The organism is Streptomyces sp. MP131-18, assembly GCF_001984575.1.
GTDB classification, from domain to species: Bacteria; Actinomycetota; Actinomycetes; order Streptomycetales; family Streptomycetaceae; genus Streptomyces; species Streptomyces johnsoniae.
Genome location: NZ_LZNS01000001.1, coordinates 1811406 through 1832336, shown reverse-complemented (window position 1 = coordinate 1832336; position 20931 = coordinate 1811406). Strand labels below are relative to the sequence as shown.

Sequence of the window (20931 nt, the reverse complement as noted above, 5' to 3'; positions counted from 1 at the left end):
GGCCGGTGTGTCATCCCTTGGCCAGGAGCGACCGCAGGGGTCTGCCGATGACCGGCCAGCCAGCCGCCGTGTGCTTCAGCTCGGCCATGAGGTCGTACTCGCGCCGGGAGAGCCGTTTCCGCAGGAAAAAGGTGAGCCCCTCGTAGGTCAGGTCGCCGACCTCCTTCGGCGCCTCGTGCTTCGCCCACCACAGGGTGCGCATGATTTTCAGCGGTGAGGTGGTGGTCCAGCGCAGCTCGGGGTCGTTCAGGCCGAAGACCGGCGGTACGAAGTCGGCCTCGCGCAGGTCGGCCATCAGTTCCGCTGCGGTCGTGGCCGGGTCCGCCCCTCCGGCTCGCACCTCGCGCATCGACTCGTGCACCCTGCGCAGCATGTCGTGGACGGGCCGGTACTCGGAGACGGTGCCCTCGGGGGCCTGGCGCTCCAGGCGCGTGAGGACGGCCGGATCGTGGGTGTCGCGGTACTCGGCGTACGAGCGGATGGACTCGAACACGCTCATCCCCTGGGCGATGCCCCACATCCGGTAGCAGACGTCCCACAGGTCGAAGTGCTCCCACGAGGTGTAGGAGCTGGCGACCAGGTCGTCGTTGAAGTCGAGTAGGCCCTGCTCCAGCTGCTGCACGTAGGCGAAGCGTTCGACGTCGAAGTCGTCGTCGCGGATGGCGTCGAGCAGTCGCCAGCCGAGGGCGTTGATGATCTCGAGGCTGTTGAGCAGGCCGCGGGAGTAGAGCGGGTCGACGAAGCCGGCGGCGTGCGAGGTGAGACACCAGCGGTAGCCGACGGTCTGCTTCGAGGAGTACTGCAGCCGTCCGGTGCGCACCCAGTCGCGCACCGGCCTGGCATTCCTGAACTGATTGCCCATGTCCGGATACTTGGCGATGAACTGCCGGAACTCCTCCTCCGGTGAGCAGTCCGGCACCGGGTACAGGCGGGGGTCGAGGTTCAGGCCGACGCTGCACAGCGTGCTGGCGGCCCCTGGGTGGTTGTCGAACGGGATCGCCCACAGCCAGCCGCCGTGGAAGACGTGGTGCAGGGTGCCCTGGCTCCAGGGCGTGGGCGGGGTGTCGTGACGCCGCTTGGGCACCGTGGCCTCGTACGGCAGCACTCCCTCCATGTGGGTGAACAGCGACCGGGAGTGGTGCCTGAGGCGGGTCGGCCGCTGGCGCAGGTCGAACTTCTGCGCCAGCGGCGAGCGGAACCCGCTGGCGTCCACCACATACCTGGCGCGGTAGGGATCACCCGCCTCCGGGATCACGTCGACGCCCTGCTCGTCCACGTGCACGTCCACGATCTTCGTCTGCTCCCTGACCGTGACGCCGTACTTCTTCGCCACCGACAGCATGAAGGAGTCGGTGTCCTCCCGGAAGAAGTGGTTCTCCGCGGCGAGTATCTTCGGGATGGGAAACTGGTGGGTCTCTCGGGAATTCTGCCGAAGGCCCTCGCGATGGTAGAGATATCCGAAGTTCCGCTTGATGCCGCCCCTGCGCGTGACGTTCTCCTGGGCGAGCTCGAAATTGGACAGGTACTTGACCTCGGGCACCTGGTAGCGTTCGCCGACCAGCTTCAGCATCATCGACATGTGCGGAATGGTGGACTCGCCGATCGCGAACCTGGGGTGTTTTCCGGCGTCCAGAAGCAGCACCCGGACGCCGTTGCGGGCCAGACAGGCTCCCAGGATGGTGCCGGCCAGTCCCGATCCCAGAATTGCCACGTCATACGCGTGTTCCTTGTGCATCGGATTCCCTCCACGGGGATTCACCGGCTCGGTGTCGGCAGGTAGCCGTCGGCCACCAGCCAGTCGAAATAGGTGCCGAGCAGTCGCTCGTCGAGCGGATCGCAGGCTATGCCCGTGCCCGCCAAGGCAGCGTGCGTGTTGCTCGGGTCGTAATCGATCGCCTCTTCCCCGCCACCGGCCACGAACGCGTCCAGCAGGTCCATCAGGGGGTGCAGGACATTCTCCTCCTCCGCGTAGCTGTCCTTGAGCGCCTGCCACCAGTCGTCGATGGGCACCACGTCGAAGTCGTAGCCGTAGGATTTCATGGCGCCGCACAGGTCGAGGAAGGGCAGCTTGTTGCTGTTCACCAGGTGGTAGTTCACGCCGAACTCGTGCGGCCGCAATGAGCAGGCCACCAGGGCGCTGCTCACGTAGTCGGCCGGCGTCATCTCCACCTTCATGTCCAGATCGGGTGCCTTCCCGAGTTGAATGCAGCCCTTGATGATGCGGATGGTGAAGTGGGTGGTCAGGGCGGCGCCGGTGCGCGAGTCACCGAGGACCCTGCCGGGCCGGTAGACGTCGATCGGGATGCCCCTCGCCCTGCCGTACGCCACGAGCCGCTCCGCGGCCCACTTGCTCTGCACGTAGCCGTTCAGCAGCTCACCGGCCTCGAAGAGGTCGTCGTCCTCGCGGACCACGAGTCGCCCTTCGGGCGGAATTCCCCACACGCCGTAGCTGGAGACGTGGTTGACCGGGGTGAGCGGCCCCTGGCAGGCCAGTCGCAGGATCTCCTGGGTCCCCACCACGTTGGACGCGCGCAACTGGTGGTAGGGCTGGTTGAAGTTGACCCAGGCGCCGTTGTGGTAGATGGCGTCCATCAGGTGGGCCAGCTCGTCGAACAGCTCAGTGGACAGGCCGAGAAGGGGCTGTGCCAGGTCGCCGGGAACCACCCGGATCCGCGCCTCGGCCCCGTCCCGCCACGGCAGGTATTGCTCGACGTTCTCCCGCAGCCGGGCGAGCCCCGCCGCCTCGTCGCGGCAGCGCACCAGGCAGTGCACGGTGGCCTCGGTGCGGGCCAGCAGGTCGTCGAGGAGGTACGCGCCCACAAACCCGGTCGCGCCGGTGAGGAGCACGTGCCGGGGGTTGAGGTAGCCCTGGCCGTGCGGGCCGGCCGGGCGGATGGACTCGTCGAGCGCCACGTCCGGGTCGATCACCGACGGCAGCGACATGTCCGCGGCCCCGCTCTCCGCGCCCGCCGGGGCCCCGGCCTCCTCGCCGGCCAGCAGCCGGTCGAGCAGCGCTGCCCACTCGGCGAGGGTCACGTGGTCGAAGAACTGGTTGGCGTAGACCATCACGTCCAGATCCCGCTTGCAGGACTTGACGATCCCCATCACCAGGAGCGAGTCGACGTGGAAGTCCATCAGGTTTCGATCCGGCGCGATCTCGTCCGCGGGAACGCCGAGTGCCGCGGCCAGCAGGTCCCGCAGATATTCGATCAGGACGGCGGTTCGCTCACCCTGGCCGGCCGCCGCCAGGTCCGCCAGCACCGAACGCTCCGCCGCTTCCCGCCCGTTCTCACCGGTGCCCTCCGCGACCGCTCCGCGGCCCGCGAACGCGGTGGTGTTCTCGTCGGCCACCGGGAACAGGAAACGCCGCCGCTGGAACGCGTACGTCGGCAGCACCACCGGCGGGTCGGCCGGCTTCCCGTGCAGGGCGGCCCAGTCCACCGGCTTGCCCACCGCGTGGAGCCGGCCGAGGCTCTCCAGCGCCTGCGCCGGCTCCGGAACGCCGCGCCGCAGCGAGGCCAGCCACGTCACCTCGCTGTCGGGCAGCGCCTCGGCGCCAAGTCCGAGCAGCGTCCGGCCGGGACCCACCTCGAGACAGGCGGCGACCCCCAGCTCCCCGAGCGCGAGCAGCCCCTCGTGGAAGCGGACCGTGCCTCCGGCGTGCCGGGACCAGTAGCCGCGCTCGGACAGCGTGCCGGCGTCCGCCCGGGCGCCGGTGACATTGGAGATCAGCGGGATACGCGGCGGCCGGGTCCCGACCCGCGCGGCGGCCCGCTCGAACTCCTCGAGCACCGGCTCGAGCAGCGGGGAGTGGAAGGCGTGCGAGACCCGCAGCCGCTTGGCTTTCACCCCCTGGCCGGCCAGCTCGGCCACGATGGCATCCACGGCCTCCGCCGCCCCGGACAGCACCGTGGCGCGCGGCCCGTTGACGGCGGCGACCGACACCTGCGCGGCCCGGTCGCCGATGGCCTTGCCGGCTGCCGCCTCGTCCAGCGGCACGGCCACCATCGCGCCCGCGTCCGGCACGCTCTGCATCAGGCGCGCGCGCAGCGCGACCAGCCGCAGCGCGTCGGGCAGTTCGAGCACCCCCGCCACCACCGCGGCCACGTATTCGCCGACGCTGTGGCCGAGCACCGCGGCCGGCGTGACGCCCCAGGACCGCCACAGCTCGGCGAGCGCGTACTCCACGGCGAACAGCGACGGCTGGGTGTACGCGGTCTGGTCGAGCGGCGAGGGCCCTTGTCCCTCGGCGTTCGCGAACAGCACGTCGAGCAACGGTCGGTCCAGCTCCGGCCCCAGCAGCTCGGCGCACCGGTCGAGGGCGCCCCGGTACACCGGCTCGGCCGCGTACAGCTCCCGGCCCATGCCGGCGAACTGTGTGCCCTGCCCGCTGAAGAGGAAGGCCACCTTCGCCCGGTGCGCGGGCAACGCCCGGCTCACCGCGGGGCCCCGTCCCTCGGCGATCGCGCCGAGGTGCTCGGCCAGCTCCTCCGTGCTGCCCGCCACCACCGCGGTTCTGGCGGGCTGGCGGCTGCGCCCGGTATTCGCCGTGCGCGCCACGGCGTCGAGGGCGAGGTCCGGATGCGCCGCCAGATGCGCTGCCCAGCGGTCGGCCAGCGCCCGCAGCGCCGGCTCGTCCCTGGCCGTCAGCGTCAGCAGCTCCACCGGCCGCGTCCGCTCCTTCCGCTCCTTGCTCGCCGACGGCGCCTCGCGGCCGGGGGCCTGGGTGAGGATGACGTGCGCGTTGGTGCCGCTGGCTCCGAAGGAGCTGAGCCCTGCGGCCCTGGGGCCATCCTCGGCCGGCCAGGCCACGGGCTCGGTCACGACCCGCAGGCCGAGCCGGGGCCAGTCGACGTTGGGGTTGGGCTCGTGGAAGTGAAGGCTCGGGGGGATCTCGCCGTGGTCCAGTGCGAGCAGCGTCTTGATCAGCCCGGCGATGCCGGCTGCCGCCTCCAGGTGCCCGATGTTGGTCTTCACCGAGCCGACGTACACCGGTCGCCCCTCGGGCCGGTCCCTGGCGAGCGCGGCGTCCAGGGCCCGGAGCTCGATGGGATCGCCGAGGGCGGTCCCCGTGCCGTGCGCCTCCACGTAGTCGATCTGCGAGGAGTTCATGCCCGCGTCCCGCAGTGCGGCCTTGATGACATCCTGCTGCGCCTGGCCGCTCGGTACCGAGATGCCGCTGGCCCGGCCGTCGTGGTTGATGGCCGAGCCGCTGATCACCCCGATCACCCGGTCGCCGTCGGCGAGGGCGTCCGACAGCCGCTTCAGCACCACGATCCCGCATCCCTCGCCCCTGGCGTAGCCGTTGGCCGAGGCATCGAAGGTCTTGCAGCGCCCGTCGGGGGAGACCGCGGTGGCCTTGCTGACCAGGACGTACCCGTAGGGCGACAGGATCACGTTCACGCCCCCGGCCAGCGCCAGGTCGTTCTCCCCGCTGCGCAGGGACCGGCAGGCCTGGTGCACGGCCACCAGCGAGGAGGAGCAGGCGGTGTCGAGCACCTGCGCCGGCCCGCGCAGCCCCAGGGTGTGCGCGATCCGCCCGGCGATGAACGCGGTTTCGCCCATGATCTGGTAGCCGTCGATGGCCGCCGGGTCGCCGAAGTGCTGGCGCAGCCGCACGTAGTCGTTGGTGCTGGCGCCCAGGTAAACGCCGGTGCGGCTCTTCTCCAGCGAATCCGGCGCGATGCCGGCCCGCTCCAGCGCCTCCCAGGCCACCTCCAGGGCGATGCGCTGCTGGGGGTCCATGCCCAGCGCCTCGGCGAGCGGGATTCCGAACAGCTGCGCGTCGAAGGAATCGACGTCGTCCACGTAACCGCCGTGCAGCACGTACGCCTTGCCGGGGGTGTCCGGCTCAGGGTCGTAGTACGGGTCCGCCTCCCACCGGTCGGCGGGGAACGGGCCGATGGCGTCGACCCCGTCGCGCATCATGCGCCACATCCGTTCCGGCGTGTCTGCGCCACCGGGGAAGCGGCAGCCGATGCCGACGACGGCGATGGGCTGGTGCGCGGCGCCGTCGCGCTCGACCAGTTCGGTGCGGAGCCTGGAGATGGTCTCCAGGGCCTGCGCCAGCTTGGCCCGATAATCCGGGGCGCTGGTCGCAGCTGTCTGGGCGGTCATCGGGCCTCCTGTCGATCAGCGCGTCAGCGCTGACCTCGTCATCGAGAAGGGCGAGCAGTTCGTCGTCCGCCGGGGAAAAGGAATTCTGCGCCGCGATCACTCACTGTTCCTCCGCTTACCGGCCAAGGATGAGGATGGGAATCGACGGAAGGTCATTCGTGCGAATGACGCGGACTACACGATCCGCCCGGTCTCTGGAGCCGGCCTCGAACGCCGGTCAAACCGCTATGGGCGGCGGTCAACAATCGGCGGCAAGCATAAGGACGTCGGGAATCGCGGTCCTCAGCCGCCGCTCTTCCCGTTCTTCCAGGCCGCCGGGTGCAGCAGCCGGCCGTATGCCCCGCGCCAGTAGGTCAGCGGCAGGCGTCCGGATTCCCGCCCGCCGCCCACGATCCGGCCGATCATCAGCGAGTGATCTCCGACGTCGACCACCTTGTCCAGCACGCATTCGACGTGTGCCACCGTCAGACGCAGCAGCGGCATCCCAGTGACCTCCCCGGGCTCCCAGGACACCCGGGTGAACTTCTTCCTGGTGTCCGAGGCGAACAGGTCGGAGACATCGCGGCTCTGCGAGTCGAGGACGTTGACCGCGAACCTGCCGCCCTCCAGTACGGCCGTCAGCGTGCCGCTCCGGTTGCTCACCCCCGCCAGCAGCAGCGGGGGGTCGGCCGAGACGCTGCACAGCGCGGAACAGGTGAACCCCCAGGGCTCGCCCTGCCCATCGAGCGTGGTCACCACGCTGACCCCGCTGGCGACCGAGCCCATCAGGGCACGGAAGGTGTCGCGGTCGACCGACTGCGGCGAGAACGCCTCCTCGTTCTGCTGGTGGCCCGGCGTCTGCTCGCCCGGTGCCGTCTGCCGCTTGGCCGCCTTGGGCCTGGGGGTCGACTTCGTCGCACCGCCGGCGCGTACCGCCATCACAGTTCACCCGCTTCTGCGTGGGCGGCCAGCAGCCGCCGATCCAGCTTTCCGTTGTCCGTTCTGGGCAGCACGGTCCTCACCGAGAGCCGATCGACGATCATGTAGGTCGGCAGCCGCTCCGCGCAGTGCCGCTTGACGCCGAGCAGAGACACCGACCGCCCCTCGGCGGGCATCACCACGGCGTGCAGGTACGCCGACAGACCCGAGCCCACCACCACGACGGCCACCTCGGCGACCGAGTCGAGCGAGGCGATGGCCGCCTCGATCTCACCCAGCTCGATGCGGTGCCCGCGGACCTTCACCATGTGGTCGCGGCGGCCGATGTAGTGCAGGTTCCCCGACGCGTCGCGGCGGGCGAGGTCCCCGGTCCGGTACGGCCCGCGCTGCGGCTCACGGCCCCAGTAGCCGAGCATCACCGTCGGCCCCTCCACCACGATCTCGCCCTCGTCCCCGGCGTCGGGGTCCAGCCGCACCGTGTCGCCGGAGCAGGCCCGCCCGATGGGCAGCGGCCCCTCCTCCTTGAGTACGTCGTCGGTGACCTCGTAGGAGGTGCAGACGTTCGTCTCGGTGGGGCCGTACCAGTTCATCAGCCGCACCGAGGGCCACTCGCGGCGCAGCGCCCGCACGTGGTGCGGCGCGAAAGGCTCGCCGGCGAAGAGGCAGGCTCGCAGAGCCTCGGGCGGCGGGCCGTCGAGCAGCCCGCCCTCGCGGATCATGAGACTCAGCGCGGAGGGCACCGAGTACCAGACGCTGATCTTCCGGGCGGTGAGGAAGTCCACCAGCTGCGTCGGCGCGTAGGCCAGTTCGTGGGGGACCAGGTGCACCGACGCACCGGCCAGGAAGGCGGCGTAGAGGTCGAAGACGGAGAGGTCGAAGTTGAAGGGGGCGTGGTTGGACAGCCGATCGCCCGGGCCGATGGCGAGCTCGCCCGACGCCCACTCGACGAAGGCCAGGGCGTTGCGGTGGCTGATGCAGACACCTTTGGGGGTGCCGGTGGAGCCCGAGGTGTACAGAATGTAAGCCGGATCGTCCGGCGCGTTCCGGTACGGCGCCGGCCGTGCGCCCTCCGGCGCCCGCGCGCGCAGGTCGCCGAAGCCGAGCAGCGGCGTCGGCCAGTCCTCGGCGCCCGCCTCGGCGCCGCGGCGCAGCGTATTCTCCTCGCCCACCACCAGGGCCGGGGTGGCGCTGGCGACGATCAGCCGCAGCCGGGCCGGCGGGTTGGACCCGGTGACCGGCACGTAGACGGCCCCCACTCGCAGCGACGCCTGCATCAGCGCGATGGCGTCGAGTCCTTTGTGGCTCCATATCACCACCCGGTCGCCGGGCCGCACCCCCTCGTGGGCCAGCGCGGCGGCGTAGCGGTCGGCCAGCCGGTCGAGTTCGTCGTAGGTGGCGGACCGGTCGGGTCCATGGACCGCGAGCGCCGATGGCGACCGCCGTGCCGAGTTGATGAGCAGGTCGTGAAGTCTCACAGTCCAAGCTCCCTCGCGATGAGTTCCCGCTCGATGTCGGAGGTACCGGGGAGTGGCGCCGGGGGCCGAACTCCCGGCCCGATGGTGAGAGCGAGCGGCGGCAGAGCCGCTTCTTCCGGGGAACCCGATGATGGACGACAGCCTGCTGAAGGGAACTTGAGTGACGGTCGCGGTACGGCTGAACGCCCCGGAACGACCGGGCCTCCAGGCATCTTCCAGGGCGCGCTGCCACGCTCCGGCTGATCATCGATGATCAGCTGGACTTCCGGGCACAGCGAGGAGACGCCCATGAGTACCCCATCGAGCCGCGGTCCCGTCGACGGACCCGCCCATGACGTGATCGTGCTCGGCAGCGGCCTGGCCGCCGCGACGCTGGCGGCCATTCTGGCGCGGCAGGGCATCGGCGTCGTCATGGCCGACGACCACAGCCGGACCCGTCTGCCCAAGGGCGAGATGTTGGGGCGCCAGGCCTCGCTGTTGCTGCGGATGATGGCCACCCGCTACGGCGTCCCCGAACTGGCGTCGCTCACCTCGCTCCGTGAACTCAGCGAGGCCACGGGCCCCACCGGAGGACAGGAGCGGTGCCACAGCTTCCTTTACCACCGGCCCGGCAGCGCCCTGAACCCGGCCGAGACGCTGCAGGTGAGCCCTCCCAGGAGCGTCCCGCCCGAGCCCATGCTCTACCGGCCCCACGTGGACGCCTACCTGAGGGACACGGCCATCGCCCACGGCGCCACGGAAGCCGGCGACTCGGCCGTCACCGGAGTCGAGGTCACGGCCGACGGCGTGCGGGTGACCATGGCCTCCGGCGACACCCTCACCGGGCGGTACCTGGTGGACGCCGGCGACGGGGACTCGGCGTTCGTCGCCGCGTACGGGCTGCGCGAGGAGCCAACCAGGCTCCGGCTCCGCACCCGGTCCCTCTACATGCATCTGTCAGGCGTGCGGACCATCAACGAGGTCTACCCGGGCCCGGAGTTCCAGGCGCCGAACCCCTGGCACGAGGGCAGCACGCACCACCTGTTCGACGGCGGGTACCTCGGCGTCTACGCCTTCGGCAACCGCCCCGAGTCCACCAACGACATCACCGCGGTGTGGCTGAACCTGGACGCCGACCGCTTCCCGCCGGGCGCGTCGCCCACGGCGGAGTTCCGCGCGCTCCTTGACCGCTACCCCAGCATGTCGCCGATGTTCGAGTCGGCCGAGCGGGTCGCGGAGTCGGTGACCGCCGCTCGCCAGCAGTACTCGTGCACCACCACCGTCGGAGACCGCTGGTGCGTCATCGGCGAGGCCGCGGGCTTCGTCGACCCCTTCCTCAACAGGTCCCTGGTCACCAGCCTGGAACTCGTCAACGCGGTCGCCTGGCGGCTGGTGGCCGCCGCGCGGGACGGCGAATACTCCCGCGACAGGTTCGAGCCCGTGGAGCGAATGGGGCGCCAATTGCTGGACCAGGACGATCGGTTGGCGTCCCTGATCATGGCGTCTACCCGGGAGCACGTGATGTGGAGGGGCGCGCTCGCGGTGATGGAGACCGGCCTGCGCTTCGGTCAGTTCGTCGTACAGAACGCCACCAACGTCCTTGTCGAGACCGGCAGCGACGACGCGCTCAGGCAGCTGGAGAACATCGAGTACTTCGGCTCGGTCTTCCCGGGCCACAAAGGCTACAACGAGCTGCTCACCTCGGCCCTGACGGAGTATCAGGCCGTCGCCTCCGGCGACAGGGACCCGCACGCCGCCGCCGAAACCGTGTTCCGGTGGCTGAAGGAGGCGGAATTCATCCCGGGCTTCTTCGTACTGGAACCGACCGAGCGCTTCCCGCAGCTCTCGCCCGCCGACATCCAGCGGCTGGAGGACTGGGCGCGCGGCGAGGCGCCCGCCGACGTCGGAGCGCTCGCCCTCACCGCCATCGAGACCATCCGCGGGGAGATTGCCCGGGCGCGGCGGGCGTAAGGGCCGGGGGCCGGCGGGTACGCTCCCCGTTCTGGTGCGTACCCACCGGAGGCATGAGGGCCCTGACGCCCCTACAGCGCCTTCACGATCCCGCCGTCGATCAGGTAGTCGGTGCCGGTGATGTTGTTCGGTGAGGCCAGGAATACGATGAGCCGCGCCACCTCGTCCGGCGTGGTGATCCGCCCCGTGCTGGGGGCGAACATCTCCGTCAGTCGCCCCTGCAACGTCTTGTGGGGCACACCCCGCGCCGCCGCCAGCCGCCCGATGAGCCCGTCCGGATCGTTCCACACGCCGGTGCTGACCGGTCCGGGCGAGACGGTGAGCGCTCGCACCCCGTCTCCGCCGAACTGCTCGGCGATGACCTTGGTGAGCGAGGTGAGCGCCGCCTTGGCGATTTGGTAGTCGATGGGCCCCCCGGTCGACTGCCGGGCGGCGGTGGAGGAGACGTTGACGATGGTGCCTCGCCGCTCGATGAGACTGGGCAGGACGGCCCGGCTGACCCGCAGAGCGCTGTAGAAGTGCAGATCGAACGTGTGCCGCCAGGCGTCGTCCGGCAGCTGGAGCAGGTTCTGAAGGGCCCCCTGTACCAAGTCCCCGCCGTCGCCGACGCCGACGTTGTTGACCAGGATGTCGATGCCTCCGAGTACCTCCGTGGCGCGTTCGACGAGCTCCCTGGCGCCCTTGTCCGTGGTCAGGTCCACGGGGATGTGCACGGCCTTGGTCTCCGCCAGCTCGGGGGTGCTGCGCCGCGAGGCGGCCACCACGCTGACCCCCTCGTCGAGCAGCTGCCGAACGGTCGCCAGGCCGATGCCCTTGCTGCCGCCGGTGACGATGGCGGCCTTTCCGGGAAGGTGCAGGTCCATGAGTGAGCCTCTTCCGCTTCTGCCGTTCCGTCAGAATGCCTTCACCATAGCGGACTGATCGGTCCCGGACCAGTCGGTCCGCCACTAGATTTCCGCTACTGTGGACCTTGAGGAAGGGGATGATGACATGGCCAGAAAACCCGACCCGGGCGCGCGGGAGCGGATCCTGGCAGCCGCCTCGCGCCTCTTCTTCGCGCACGGCGTGCGCGCCGTCGGACTGCAGCAGATCATCGATGCCTGCGGCTGCGGAAAGAACGTGCTCTACCGCGAGTTCGGGAGCAAGGACGCGCTGGTCGCCGCCTACCTCGAACGCTTCGCCCGCGACTGGCAGATCGTCCTTGAGGAGGCCACCGAGGCCGCGCCGCAGGACCCCGCCCGGCAGCTGGCCGTCATCGTCGAGCGCGTCGCCGCGCGGGCCGGCGGCAACGGCTTTCGGGGCTGCGCGCTGAGCAACGTCCACGCCGAGTTCCCCGATCTCGACCACCCGCTCCACCGCTACGTCGTCGACCATTACGCCGCCCGGCTGGCGACCCTGCGAGACATCGCCCGTCGCACGGCGGCGCGCGACCCGGACGCACTGGCGCGCCGCATCTCCCTGATCATCGACGGCATCAACACCAATGCCGGCATCCTCGGCGGGGATGGTTCTCTGACCGCCGCCGTCGCCTTCGCGCGCGAGGCCATCACCGTCGCGACCGCGCCCCCCCAGGGCGCCGAAGGCTCACCCGCCAGCAGGTGAAACCCCCGTCGGTGAGCAGGTTGGCGCGGTGACGGACGACGCGGCCTCGCTGAGCGGGAAGACCGCGGGGCCAGCCATCCCATCCACGGTCACCATGCGCCCCAACGGCGTGTCCGCCTCGGGCCGCAGGTTCATCGGCGTGGCGGTGCAGCCGGTCCCGGCGGTCGCACCACTCCGCGGCCAGGCTCCTCGTCAGGTGCATCACGGCGGCCTCGGACGCCTTGTGGTGCGCCTGGGGCAGTCTCCGCTTGGCGATGACGCCGGACATCGAGGAGATGTTGACGATGGCGCCGCCGCCGTTGCGCAGCAGGTCGCGGGCCCGGCCTGGCAGGAGAGGAAGACGCCGGTGAAGTCGACGTCGACGCCCCCGCTCCACTGCTCGGGGGACACCTCCCCGGCCGGGGCGGCGTCGACCCTGGCCGGAGCGGCCCGAGCGTTCGCTCGGCCCCGGCCACGGCGTCCGCCAGATCCGGCGGGCGGGGCGACGGCGCGCCGTCCCTTCTTCTCCACGGCCGCGACCGTGCCGGGAAGGTCGCAGCGCGGCAGTTCGAGGCATCCGGCGTCGGCCCCGTCCCGGCCAGGCCGATCGCCAGCCGCCGGCCGATCCCGCTTCCGGCCCCGGTACGCGGGCGACGCGGTCGTCGAGCCGGAAGGGGCAGTGCGGTCATGACGGTCTCCTGGCATAGACATGTCGATTCGTCTGTCTCCGCGGTCGCGGCGGTCGGCGAGGCGGCCCGCGACGCCCAGGTCGGTGAGGATGTCGCCCCATCCGCCGAGCAGCGCCCCCTGACGGCGGCGGACTCGCGTCCCCGCCGGCCACAGCGATGCGGCGCGGTATGGCGCGGAAGACGTCGGGGGAGAGCCCGATGACACGGTCGTTGAAATCGGTGCCGAGCGGCGCGTCCCGCTCGTCGAGGGGGTGTCAGATGTCGCCCGGGGACCGAGGCTGCGGGGCTTCTCCTGGTCCTACACCGGGAGGATGTTGCCGCTCCGCCGCAGCAGCGGTGACGGCTCGAGGCTGCCCGCGCCCACGATCAGGCGGGGCGGCCCCGCCATCTCACGCGGTCTCGTCGAAGACGTCCGGGAGATCGCCCGTGAGAAACCGCTGGATGCTGGGGGCAATGACCTGGACCACCGCGTCCAGGCGCATCGTGGGCAGCGGCTGCGTCTTCACCACGTACCTGGCCAGCGCGACGCCGACGAGCTGGGTGCCCACCAGCGCGGCGCGTGCCTGCGGGTGCGGCCGGCCGATCGCCCGCGTGATGGGGGCCAGCACCTCGCCGACGATGAACGACCGGACCATGTTCGCGGCGGCGTCCCGGGTCACGGCCGACCGCAGCACGCTCAGCAGCTTGTCCCGGCTGGGCTGGGTCTCCCACATCTCGAGGAAGCCGGCCACCAACCGTTCCCCCATACGCTCCTCGCCGCCCTCCACCACCACGGCGAAGTCCTCCGGGTGGAAGGCGTCCCGCATCACGGCCTCGAAGAGGCCCTCCTTGCTGGCGAAGAAGTGACGCACCAGCGCGGGATCGACCTGAGCCTCCCGGGCGATGGAGCGGAGCGAGACGCCCTCGTACCCGACTTCCGCGAACCGTTTCATGGCCACGCTGAGTATCACCTGGCGGCTCACGGTCTTGCCGGGCCTGCGGCCGGGGCGCTTGCCGCTGCCGCTCACCGGAGCCCTCTCGACGGTCACGAGAAACTCTCCCACACCGGGGTAGCCATCACTCCCAGGCCGGATGCCGCCCACCCGGGCGGACGGGGAGAGGGGCAGGCCGACGACATCGGTTCACGCATGGCAGTCACGGAGCCTACCACCGGGGGCAGCCGACGGCTCGTCGCCGAACTGGTCCGGTCGCCGAGTTGATGCGCCCGACCGGCGTACGTGCCGACCAGTCGCACCGGGGCGTCGTGGCGCGCTTGTCCAGCACCGGGATGTGGCTGTGCTGGTCGTGCAGGACCCCGGAGCCGACGGTGCCAACGGAGGCGGGCATGAGCAGTGACGGAACCCTGTTCAGTCAGGAACGGCCGACACGGCTCGCCCCTGGGCAGCTCAGACGACTCGCCGGTCTGTTGGAGTACGACGCCGCGTGCAACTCCTGCCGGTCACCGGGTGGTACGCCGTTGTGTGGGCGGTCGGCAACGCCGCTCAGGCGGCGTTGTCCGACCCTGATCGCCTGCTCCGGCCCGGAGACCGGCAGCCGGGGCCGCACCGGCCCGGCGGCCGCTTACCTCAGAGGTGGTGCGGCCGATGGGAGGGGGCGGTGCCCTGCGGGCGCGGGTTCAGGCGACCCGCCCGATGGGGCCCTGGCGACCTGACCGGCGCGGAGCCGGCCTGCATGCCGCCCCCAAGGCCGTGAGCCTCGCCGAGCCCTGGCGGCGCCTCACCATCGCGCTCGTGAGCCCGACGCCGGGCGACCTCACGTCGTCGGCGAAGTCCCTTCAAGACTCGTGGCGTTGACAGAGCGTTCACTTGCAAAGCGGGCCCGACTGCGTCATGCTCAGAAAAATTCCACACCTAGGGAAATATTCAGGGCCGGATGGCCCGACTCCTTGAGAAGGAGGAGACGTGTCCGCACAGGAGCGCCAGAGCCGAGCCGCAGCCAGAACGGCCACTGTTCTCGTGGCCGGGCTGTTGATGGCGCAGGCCGTGATGCTCGTGCTGTTCGCCTGGCCGAACGCGCGGACGGAGCCGCGCGACGTGCCTATTGCCTTGGCCGGACCCCCGCCCGCGGTGGAGCAGATGGCCGCGACGATGGAGGAGCGGCTGCCCGGAGCGTTCACCATCCATCGCGTCGCGGACGAAGAGGCGGCGCGGGAGCGCATCGAGGAACGCGACGACTACGGGGCGCTGGTGCTCGGTGCGGAACAGCCCCGGCTGCTGGTGGCGACCGCCGCGAACAGGCCGATCGCCACCCTGCTGGAGGCGGTCGCCACCCAGGCCGCCGGCGGTCAGGTGGCGGTCGAGGACGTGGTTCCGGCTCCGAGCGACGACCAGCAGGGGGCGGCGCTGACGATGTCGATGCTGCCGATGGTCCTGCTGCCCATGATTGTGGGCATTCTTCTCAGCCAGCTGGTGCCCTACCTGCGCTGGCGGCTCGCGGGTGCGCTGACCTTCTCCGTGGTGGGCGGATTCGCCTGCGCCGCCGTGCTTCAGGGGTGGATCGGGGTCATCGAAGGATCGTACGCGTCCAACGCGGGCGGTCTCATCCTCATGATGAGCGCCGTCAGTCTGACCCTCGTCGGCGCCGGGGCGGTCGGCCGCACCGTGGGCGTCGGACTGGGAGCGCTGGTGGTCTTCTTGTACGGCAACCCGTTCAACGGCGTGGGCTCGGGACCGGAGATGCTGCCGCAGCCATGGGGTGAGATCGCGCAACTGCTCCCCGCGGGCGCCGGCGGCCAGTTGCTGCGGTCCTCGGCGTTCTTCGACGGGAACGGTGGCGGGGAGCAGGTGCTGATACTGGCGTGCTGGGTCGCCTTCGGCATCCTGCTGACGCTCTGTGCGGGGTGGTTCCGGAGGTCGTCGGCACGCCAGGGCGGCCAGACGGACCAGGATTCCGAGGCGCGTCAGGCGCGTCAGGAGACGCGGACCGCCTGACCGGACGCGGTCATCCAGACGGCACGCGAGGGAGCCGGGTACCCCCCGGTCCGGGTCCCTCGCGTGCTCTCGTGCGTGCGGCCGCTCCCCGGACCTGTCCGGAAGCCGTACGGCGTACTGGTCGTGCCGCCCCGGGGCGCACCGGCCCCTGCCACGCACGAGGACTCCCCGGCAGCCCCTGAAAACGCTCACCGGCAGCCGACCCCGGCGGTAGGTCACCTACCGCCGGGGTGCCACGTACGCTCACAGGCGGGTCCAGGCCCCCTCCAGGATGTCGAGGCCCTCGTTCAGCAGGTCCTCGCCGATCACCAGCGGCGGCAGGAATCGCAGCACGTTGCCGTACGTGCCGGTGGTGAGCACGATCAGGCCCTCGCGGTGGCAGGCGGCGGCCACGGCCGCGGTCGCCGCCGGGTCGGGGTCCTTGGTGCCCGGCACCACCAGTTCGAGTGCGAGCATCGCGCCCCGGCCGCGGATGTCGCCGATGACGGGGTGCTTGTCCGCCATCGCCAGGAGCCGCGGCTTCATGACCTCCTCGATGCGGCGGGCCCTGGCCGGGAGATCGAGCGCGCGCATCGTCTCGATGGCGCCGAGCGCCGCCGCGCAGGCCACCGGGTTGCCGCCGTAGGTGCCGCCGAGCCCGCCCGTGTGGGCGGCGTCCATGATCTCGCTGCGCCCGGTCACGGCGGCGAGCGGCAGGCCGCCGGCGATGCCCTTGGCGGTGGTGATCAGGTCGGGCACGATCCCCTCGTCCTCGCACGCGAACCACTGACCGGTGCGGCAGAAACCGGACTGGATCTCGTCGGCGATCAGCACGATGCCGTGCTCGGCGGCGAACTCCGCGATCCGCGGCAGGAAGCCGCGGGCCGGGACGATGAAGCCGCCTTCGCCGAGGATCGGCTCGATCAGGATGGCGGCGGTGTTCTCCGCCCCGACCTGCTTGCTGATCTGCTCGATGACCTGCGCGGCGGCCTCCTCCGCGCAGTTCTCCTGGCCGGTGGGCCAGCGGTAGGGGTAGGCCAGCGGCACGCGGTAGATCTCGGGTGCGAACGGTCCGAAGCCGTGCTTGTACGGCATGCTCTTGGCGGTCAGCGCCATGGTGAGGTTGGTGCGGCCGTGGTAGCCGTGGTCGAACGCGACGACCGCCTGCCGCTTGGTGTGGTAGCGCGCGATCTTGACGGCGTTCTCGACCGCCTCGGCCCCCGAGTTGAGCAACAGCGACTTCTTCGCGTGGTCGCCGGGCGTGAGGCGCGCCAGCTCCTCGCAGACCTCGATGTACCCCTCGTACGGGGTGACCATCGCGCAGGTGTGCGTGAAGCTGGCCAGCTGCGCGGAGGCCCGCCGGACGACGGCCTCGGCGCTGTTGCCGACGCCGGTCACGGCGATGCCGGAGCCGAAGTCGATGAAGCTGTTGCCGTCGACGTCCTCGACGATCCCGCCCCCGGCCCTGGCCGCGAAGACGGGCATCACGGTGCCGACGCCCGCGGCCACCGCCGCCTGCTTGCGCGCCATCAGCTCCTGGGACTTGGGCCCGGGAACGTCGGTGACGAGCCGGCGCCGCTGGGGGAGGGAGGGGCCGCCGGACAGTTCGGTCAAGGCGCTCATGAGTGCACTCCTCGTCGCGAAGGGGCTGGATTGCGTCACTCCCCCGCAGGCTAGGGCCGGTGGCGGCAGGCGGGCATGCGCCGCGGCGGAGTGGTCGGCCGTCAGTGTTGGCCACACTGTCGTGCCCGTGCTCACTCCGCGGCGGGCTCCGTCCGGTGGCGGCGGTGGTGCCGGGCGACGCGCGCCCGGTTGCCGCAGGACGGCTTGCACCACTCCTGGCGTGGGTGGTCCTTGATGAAGTACCGCACGCAGCGCGGCCCCTGGCAGGCGCGCAGCAGGGCGCGTTCAGGTCCGGTGAGGAAGGCGATGGCCTCCCGGGCCAGGGCCGCCACGAGGCGGTCCGCCGGATCGAGGTCCGCGGGAACCGCGCTGCGCAGCACCGGGGCCCCGGCCTCCGGCGGCCAGTGCAGCGCCGGTGCGGCCGGGGCGAGGGCCGCCGCCGCGTTGAGGCGGGCCACGGCCACCGGCTCGGGCAGCAGCCGGTGGGCGTCCGCCCGGCTCGGCGGGCCGGGCCGCACGGTCCGCGCGAACAGCGTGCGGACGGCGGCCCGCAGGTCGCGGACCGCGTCGAGGGCGCGGGCGTCGGCGGTGAACGCATCGGCGGTGAACGCGGCGGCGTCCGGGGCGTCGTGCGGCGGCGCGGCCTGTGCGCGGACCCAGGCGGTCAGGCCCTCGGGAGTGAGCAGGTCGTCGGCGACACCGCCGTGCCCGTCGTGCCTGATGGTGACGGCGAGTGCGAGGGAGAGCCGGCTGCCCGGCCCGTCGGGTCCCGGCGTGGTTACGGACATGAGGCTAATGTTAGCCTCCGACGCAACCATTAGTCACGGGAGGCTGAGGATGACCGGACTGCGGACGATGCTGCGCGAACTCGACGTGTTCGCCGGCGAACTGCCGGACTTCGACCCGGCGGTGGCCCCGGACGACCCGGCCGAGCTGTTCACGCGGTGGCTGCTCGGCGCCGTCGAGGCGGGCGTCCCCGAGCCGCACGCGATGACCGTCTCCACCGCCGACGCGGCGGGCCGCCCCTCGGCCCGCGTGCTGATCCTGAAGAACGTCGAGCCAGGTCCGGACGGCGGCTGGCAGTTCGCCGCCCACGGCGCCAGCGGCAAGGGCCACGACCTCGCCGAGCGCCCGTACGCGGCGCTCACGTTCTACTGGCAGCCGCTGGCCCGCCAGATCCGCGTGCGCGGACCAGTGGAGCCGGCGGGCGCGGCGCACAGCGCGGCCGACTTCCTCGCCCGCGGCGAAGGCGCCAGGGCCGAGGCGCTGCTCGGCCGCCAGAGCACCCCGCTCTCCGACCTCGCCACCCGGGACGCCGCCCTCGCCGGCGCCCGCGCGCGCCTCGCGCGCGAGCCGGACCTCGTGCCGCCGGAGTGGACGCTCTACACGGTGCGCGCGCAGGAGGCCGAGTTCTGGCAGGGCGACCGCGACCGCAACCACACGCGGCTGCGCTACCGGCGCGCGGTGGACGGCGGCTGGGCCAGGGAGCTGCTGTGGCCGTGACCGCGCCCGCGGTGCCGGAGGAACGGCTGCGGGCCGCGGTCCTGGCGGCGCAGCGGCGGCTGCGCGCCCTGCTGCCCGGGCTGACCGACGCGGCCGTCCGCGCCCCGAGCGCGCTGCCCGGCTGGAGCCGCGCCCACGTCCTGTCCCACCTCGAAGGCGTCGGCACCGCCCTCGCCCGCCAGGCGGAACACGCCCTGCGCGGCACCACCGTGGAGGTGTACGACGGCGGCCGCCCGGCCAGGGACGCCGCCATCGAGGCCGGCGCGCGGCGCGGCGCCGACGCGCTGCGCCAGGACGTCGCCGCCGCCCTGGACCGGGCGGCGGCGGCCTGGCGCGCGCCAGGCCCCGCCGACTGGTCACGGCCGGTCCGCTACCGCGACGCCGAGCTGCGGGCCGCGCTCGCCGCCTGGTGGCGCGAGGCCGAGATCCACACCGCCGACGCGCTGCTCGGCTTCGAACCGGCCGGCTTCTCCCGGGAGTTCTGCCTGCACGTGCTGGACTTCCTCGCCCCGCGCACCCCGCCGGGCACCCGGCTGACGCTGGCGGCGGACGACGGGACGGAACGGGTCACCCACGGCGCCGGCCGCCCGCTGACCGTCCGCGGGCGGCTGACCGATCTCACCGCGTGGTTCGCGGGCCGCGAGGGCAGGTCCGTGCCGGCCGCCGACCGGGGCCCGCTGCCGGCGCTCGGCCCCTGGCCCTGAGCGGCCCGCCGCCCCGGCCCACTCCCGTCAGGCGGCCGACCGGGGCCGCCGGGCCGGGGCGGGGCAGATCCTGCGGCCCTCGCTGTCGAACACGTACAGCTGATCCAGGTCGAGCAGCAGCGGCACCCGCTCGCCGACCCGCACCTGCACGTCGGTGCCTGCGCGCACCACCAGGCCGTCGCTGGCCCGCCCCGCCGGGGTGGGCGGCGGGGGGCGTTCGAGCGTCGTCACCGGTGCCCGCCCCCCGTTCAGCGTGCCCTGGCCCACCCGGCCGAGCAGCCGGCCCAGCCGGCCCCGGCCCTGGCGCCTGCCGCGCGACCTGCGCGGCCCGGTCGGCCGCGGCGCCTCGAGCCCGTCCACGTCCGCGGGCCGTGCCCCCGTGCTGACGTGCACAAGCGACTCGTGGCCCTGGTACTCCACGTGCTGCACCACCCCGTTCAGCAGCGCCTCGGTGGGCCGCATCTCCTCGGGGGAGGCGATCCGCGCGGCCTCGGAGCGCAGCCCCACGGTGATCTCCCGGCCCATCTGCACGCGCAGCATCTGGTGGTCGGGGCTGAGCGGGTGCGGCAGCAGCATCCGCTGGGTGCCGAAGTCGATGCTCATGCGCGAGTCCAGCGGCGCGTGCACGGTGGCGCGCAGCAGGTTGATCCGCGGGGTGCCGACGAACGCCGCCACGAACACGTTCTCCGGCAGCCGGTAGACGTCCCGCGCGGTGCCGACCTGCTGGATCACCCCGTCCCGCATCACCGCGACCCGGTCGCCGAGCGACATCGCCTCGGACTGGTCGTGCGTCACGTAGACCGTCGTCACGCCCAGGTGCCTGGTGAGCGTGGCGATCTCGGCGCGCAGCCGGTTGCGGAGCTTCGCGTCCAGATTGGACAGCGGCTCGTCCAGCAGGAACGCCGAGGGTCTGCGCACGATCGCGCGCCCCATCGCGACCCGCTGCTGTTCCCCGCCGGAGAGCTGGCGCGGATAGCGGTCGAGCAGGTCCTCGATGCCGAGCAGCCGCGCCGCCTCGGTCACCCGGGTCCGTTCGTCCGCGTGCGGAGCCTCGATCCGCAGCGGGAAGGAGATGTTCTGGCGGCCCGTCATGTTGGGGTAGAGCGCGTAGTGCTGGAAGACCATGGCGAGCTGACGCTGGCCGGGGGGCAGGTGGTTGGCGTAGTTTCCGTCGAGCAGAAGTTCCCCGGAGGTGATGTCTTCCAGGCCCGCGATCATGCGCAGCACCGTCGACTTGCCGCACCCGGAGGGACCGAGCAGGACGACGAACTCCCCGGGCTCGACGTCGAGGGACAGCCGGTCGACGGCGACGACGTCGCGCGGATAGACCTTGGTGACGTCCCGCAGGGAAATGGTGCGTGTCATGACGGTTTCCGCCCGGATTCCTCTTCGAGCCAGCGGTGGAGCCGCAACGTAGCGCACCAGATGTCCCAGGGGAACGGGTATGCACAGGTTGGCCCGG

Annotated in this window: 14 protein-coding genes; 5 read left to right on the top strand and 9 right to left on the bottom strand. The window is 71.9% G+C overall.

Going from position 1 to position 20931, the window contains the following annotated elements:
- Nucleotides 1-10 precede the first annotated feature (10 nt).
- From STBA_RS07890 to STBA_RS07875, 4 genes are all read right to left on the bottom strand, one after another.
- Complete coding sequence (locus tag STBA_RS07890) at nt 11-1711, bottom strand: tryptophan 7-halogenase (protein ID WP_253194578.1); 1701 nt, start codon at nt 1709-1711, stop codon at nt 11-13.
- 44 nt (nt 1712-1755) lie between these two features.
- On the bottom strand, nt 1756-6117 hold the full coding sequence (locus tag STBA_RS07885) for a type I polyketide synthase (RefSeq protein WP_077058560.1): 4362 nt from the start codon (nt 6115-6117) through the stop codon (nt 1756-1758).
- Nucleotides 6118-6399: 282 nt separating this feature from the next.
- Nucleotides 6400-7035, bottom strand: coding sequence for a flavin reductase family protein (locus STBA_RS07880; protein ID WP_079251788.1), 636 nt, complete (start codon nt 7033-7035; stop codon nt 6400-6402).
- Nucleotides 7035-8510, bottom strand: coding sequence for an amino acid adenylation domain-containing protein (locus STBA_RS07875; protein ID WP_077058559.1), 1476 nt, complete (start codon nt 8508-8510; stop codon nt 7035-7037). The genes STBA_RS07880 and STBA_RS07875 overlap by 1 nt, the downstream gene beginning before the upstream one ends.
- Nucleotides 8511-8798: 288 nt before the next feature.
- Here STBA_RS07875 and STBA_RS07870 point away from each other — a divergent pair, with 288 nt between their 5' ends.
- Nucleotides 8799-10460 carry an FAD-dependent monooxygenase gene (locus tag STBA_RS07870; RefSeq protein WP_171987668.1) on the top strand — a complete coding sequence of 554 codons (1662 nt, stop codon included), beginning with the start codon at nt 8799-8801 and terminating at the stop codon, nt 10458-10460.
- A gap of 71 nt (nt 10461-10531) precedes the next feature.
- Here STBA_RS07870 and STBA_RS07865 read toward each other — a convergent pair whose 3' ends face one another.
- A complete protein-coding gene (locus STBA_RS07865; RefSeq protein ID WP_077058557.1) occupies nt 10532-11323 on the bottom strand; it encodes an SDR family oxidoreductase in 792 nt (263 codons plus the stop codon).
- Between the two features lie 127 nt (nt 11324-11450).
- Between STBA_RS07865 and STBA_RS07860 the strand changes: the two genes are divergently transcribed.
- Nucleotides 11451-12062 (top strand): TetR/AcrR family transcriptional regulator, encoded by a 612-nt coding sequence (locus STBA_RS07860; RefSeq protein ID WP_077058556.1) that lies wholly within the window; start codon nt 11451-11453, stop codon nt 12060-12062.
- A 1057-nt stretch (nt 12063-13119) separates the two neighbouring features.
- Here STBA_RS07860 and STBA_RS07850 read toward each other — a convergent pair.
- Nucleotides 13120-13758, bottom strand: a complete 639-nt coding sequence (locus tag STBA_RS07850) for a TetR family transcriptional regulator (protein WP_079251787.1) — start codon at nt 13756-13758, stop codon at nt 13120-13122.
- A gap of 873 nt (nt 13759-14631) precedes the next feature.
- Between STBA_RS07850 and STBA_RS07845 the strand changes: the two genes are divergently transcribed.
- On the top strand, nt 14632-15660 hold the full coding sequence (locus tag STBA_RS07845; protein WP_143659450.1) for a hypothetical protein: 1029 nt from the start codon (nt 14632-14634) through the stop codon (nt 15658-15660).
- Between the two features lie 243 nt (nt 15661-15903).
- On the opposite strand, the gene gabT is transcribed toward STBA_RS07845, so the two are convergent.
- A complete protein-coding gene (gabT, locus tag STBA_RS07840) occupies nt 15904-17262 on the bottom strand; it encodes a 4-aminobutyrate--2-oxoglutarate transaminase (protein ID WP_171987667.1) in 1359 nt (452 codons plus the stop codon).
- A gap of 131 nt (nt 17263-17393) precedes the next feature.
- Nucleotides 17394-18050 carry an ABATE domain-containing protein gene (locus tag STBA_RS07835; RefSeq protein WP_077058555.1) on the bottom strand — a complete coding sequence of 219 codons (657 nt, stop codon included), beginning with the start codon at nt 18048-18050 and terminating at the stop codon, nt 17394-17396.
- Between the two features lie 49 nt (nt 18051-18099).
- Here STBA_RS07835 and STBA_RS07830 point away from each other — a divergent pair, with 49 nt between their 5' ends.
- Both STBA_RS07830 and STBA_RS07825 read left to right on the top strand, forming a co-directional pair.
- A complete protein-coding gene (locus STBA_RS07830; RefSeq protein ID WP_077058554.1) occupies nt 18100-18765 on the top strand; it encodes a pyridoxal 5'-phosphate synthase in 666 nt (221 codons plus the stop codon).
- The gene (locus STBA_RS07825) at nt 18756-19469 is read left to right on the top strand and encodes a maleylpyruvate isomerase family mycothiol-dependent enzyme (RefSeq protein ID WP_079251785.1); all 714 of its coding nucleotides are present in this window, start codon (nt 18756-18758) and stop codon (nt 19467-19469) included. Before STBA_RS07830 ends, STBA_RS07825 begins: the two co-directional genes overlap by 10 nt.
- A 27-nt stretch (nt 19470-19496) precedes the next feature.
- On the opposite strand, the gene STBA_RS07820 is transcribed toward STBA_RS07825, so the two are convergent.
- Nucleotides 19497-20834, bottom strand: coding sequence for an ABC transporter ATP-binding protein (locus tag STBA_RS07820; protein WP_077058553.1), 1338 nt, complete (start codon nt 20832-20834; stop codon nt 19497-19499).
- Nucleotides 20835-20931: the final 97 nt, after the last annotated feature.

Coding starts and splice junctions, on each gene's coding strand:
- STBA_RS07885 (WP_077058560.1), bottom strand. CDS start 6,117: ATGACCGCCCAGACAGCTGCGACCAGCGCCCCGGATTATCGGGCCAAG.
- STBA_RS07880 (WP_079251788.1), bottom strand. CDS start 7,035: ATGGCGGTACGCGCCGGCGGTGCGACGAAGTCGACCCCCAGGCCCAAG.
- STBA_RS07870 (WP_171987668.1), top strand. CDS start 8,799: ATGAGTACCCCATCGAGCCGCGGTCCCGTCGACGGACCCGCCCATGAC.
- STBA_RS07865 (WP_077058557.1), bottom strand. CDS start 11,323: ATGGACCTGCACCTTCCCGGAAAGGCCGCCATCGTCACCGGCGGCAGC.
- STBA_RS07860 (WP_077058556.1), top strand. CDS start 11,451: ATGGCCAGAAAACCCGACCCGGGCGCGCGGGAGCGGATCCTGGCAGCC.
- gabT (WP_171987667.1), bottom strand. CDS start 17,262: ATGAGCGCCTTGACCGAACTGTCCGGCGGCCCCTCCCTCCCCCAGCGG.
- STBA_RS07835 (WP_077058555.1), bottom strand. CDS start 18,050: ATGTCCGTAACCACGCCGGGACCCGACGGGCCGGGCAGCCGGCTCTCC.
- STBA_RS07830 (WP_077058554.1), top strand. CDS start 18,100: ATGACCGGACTGCGGACGATGCTGCGCGAACTCGACGTGTTCGCCGGC.
- STBA_RS07820 (WP_077058553.1), bottom strand. CDS start 20,834: ATGACACGCACCATTTCCCTGCGGGACGTCACCAAGGTCTATCCGCGC.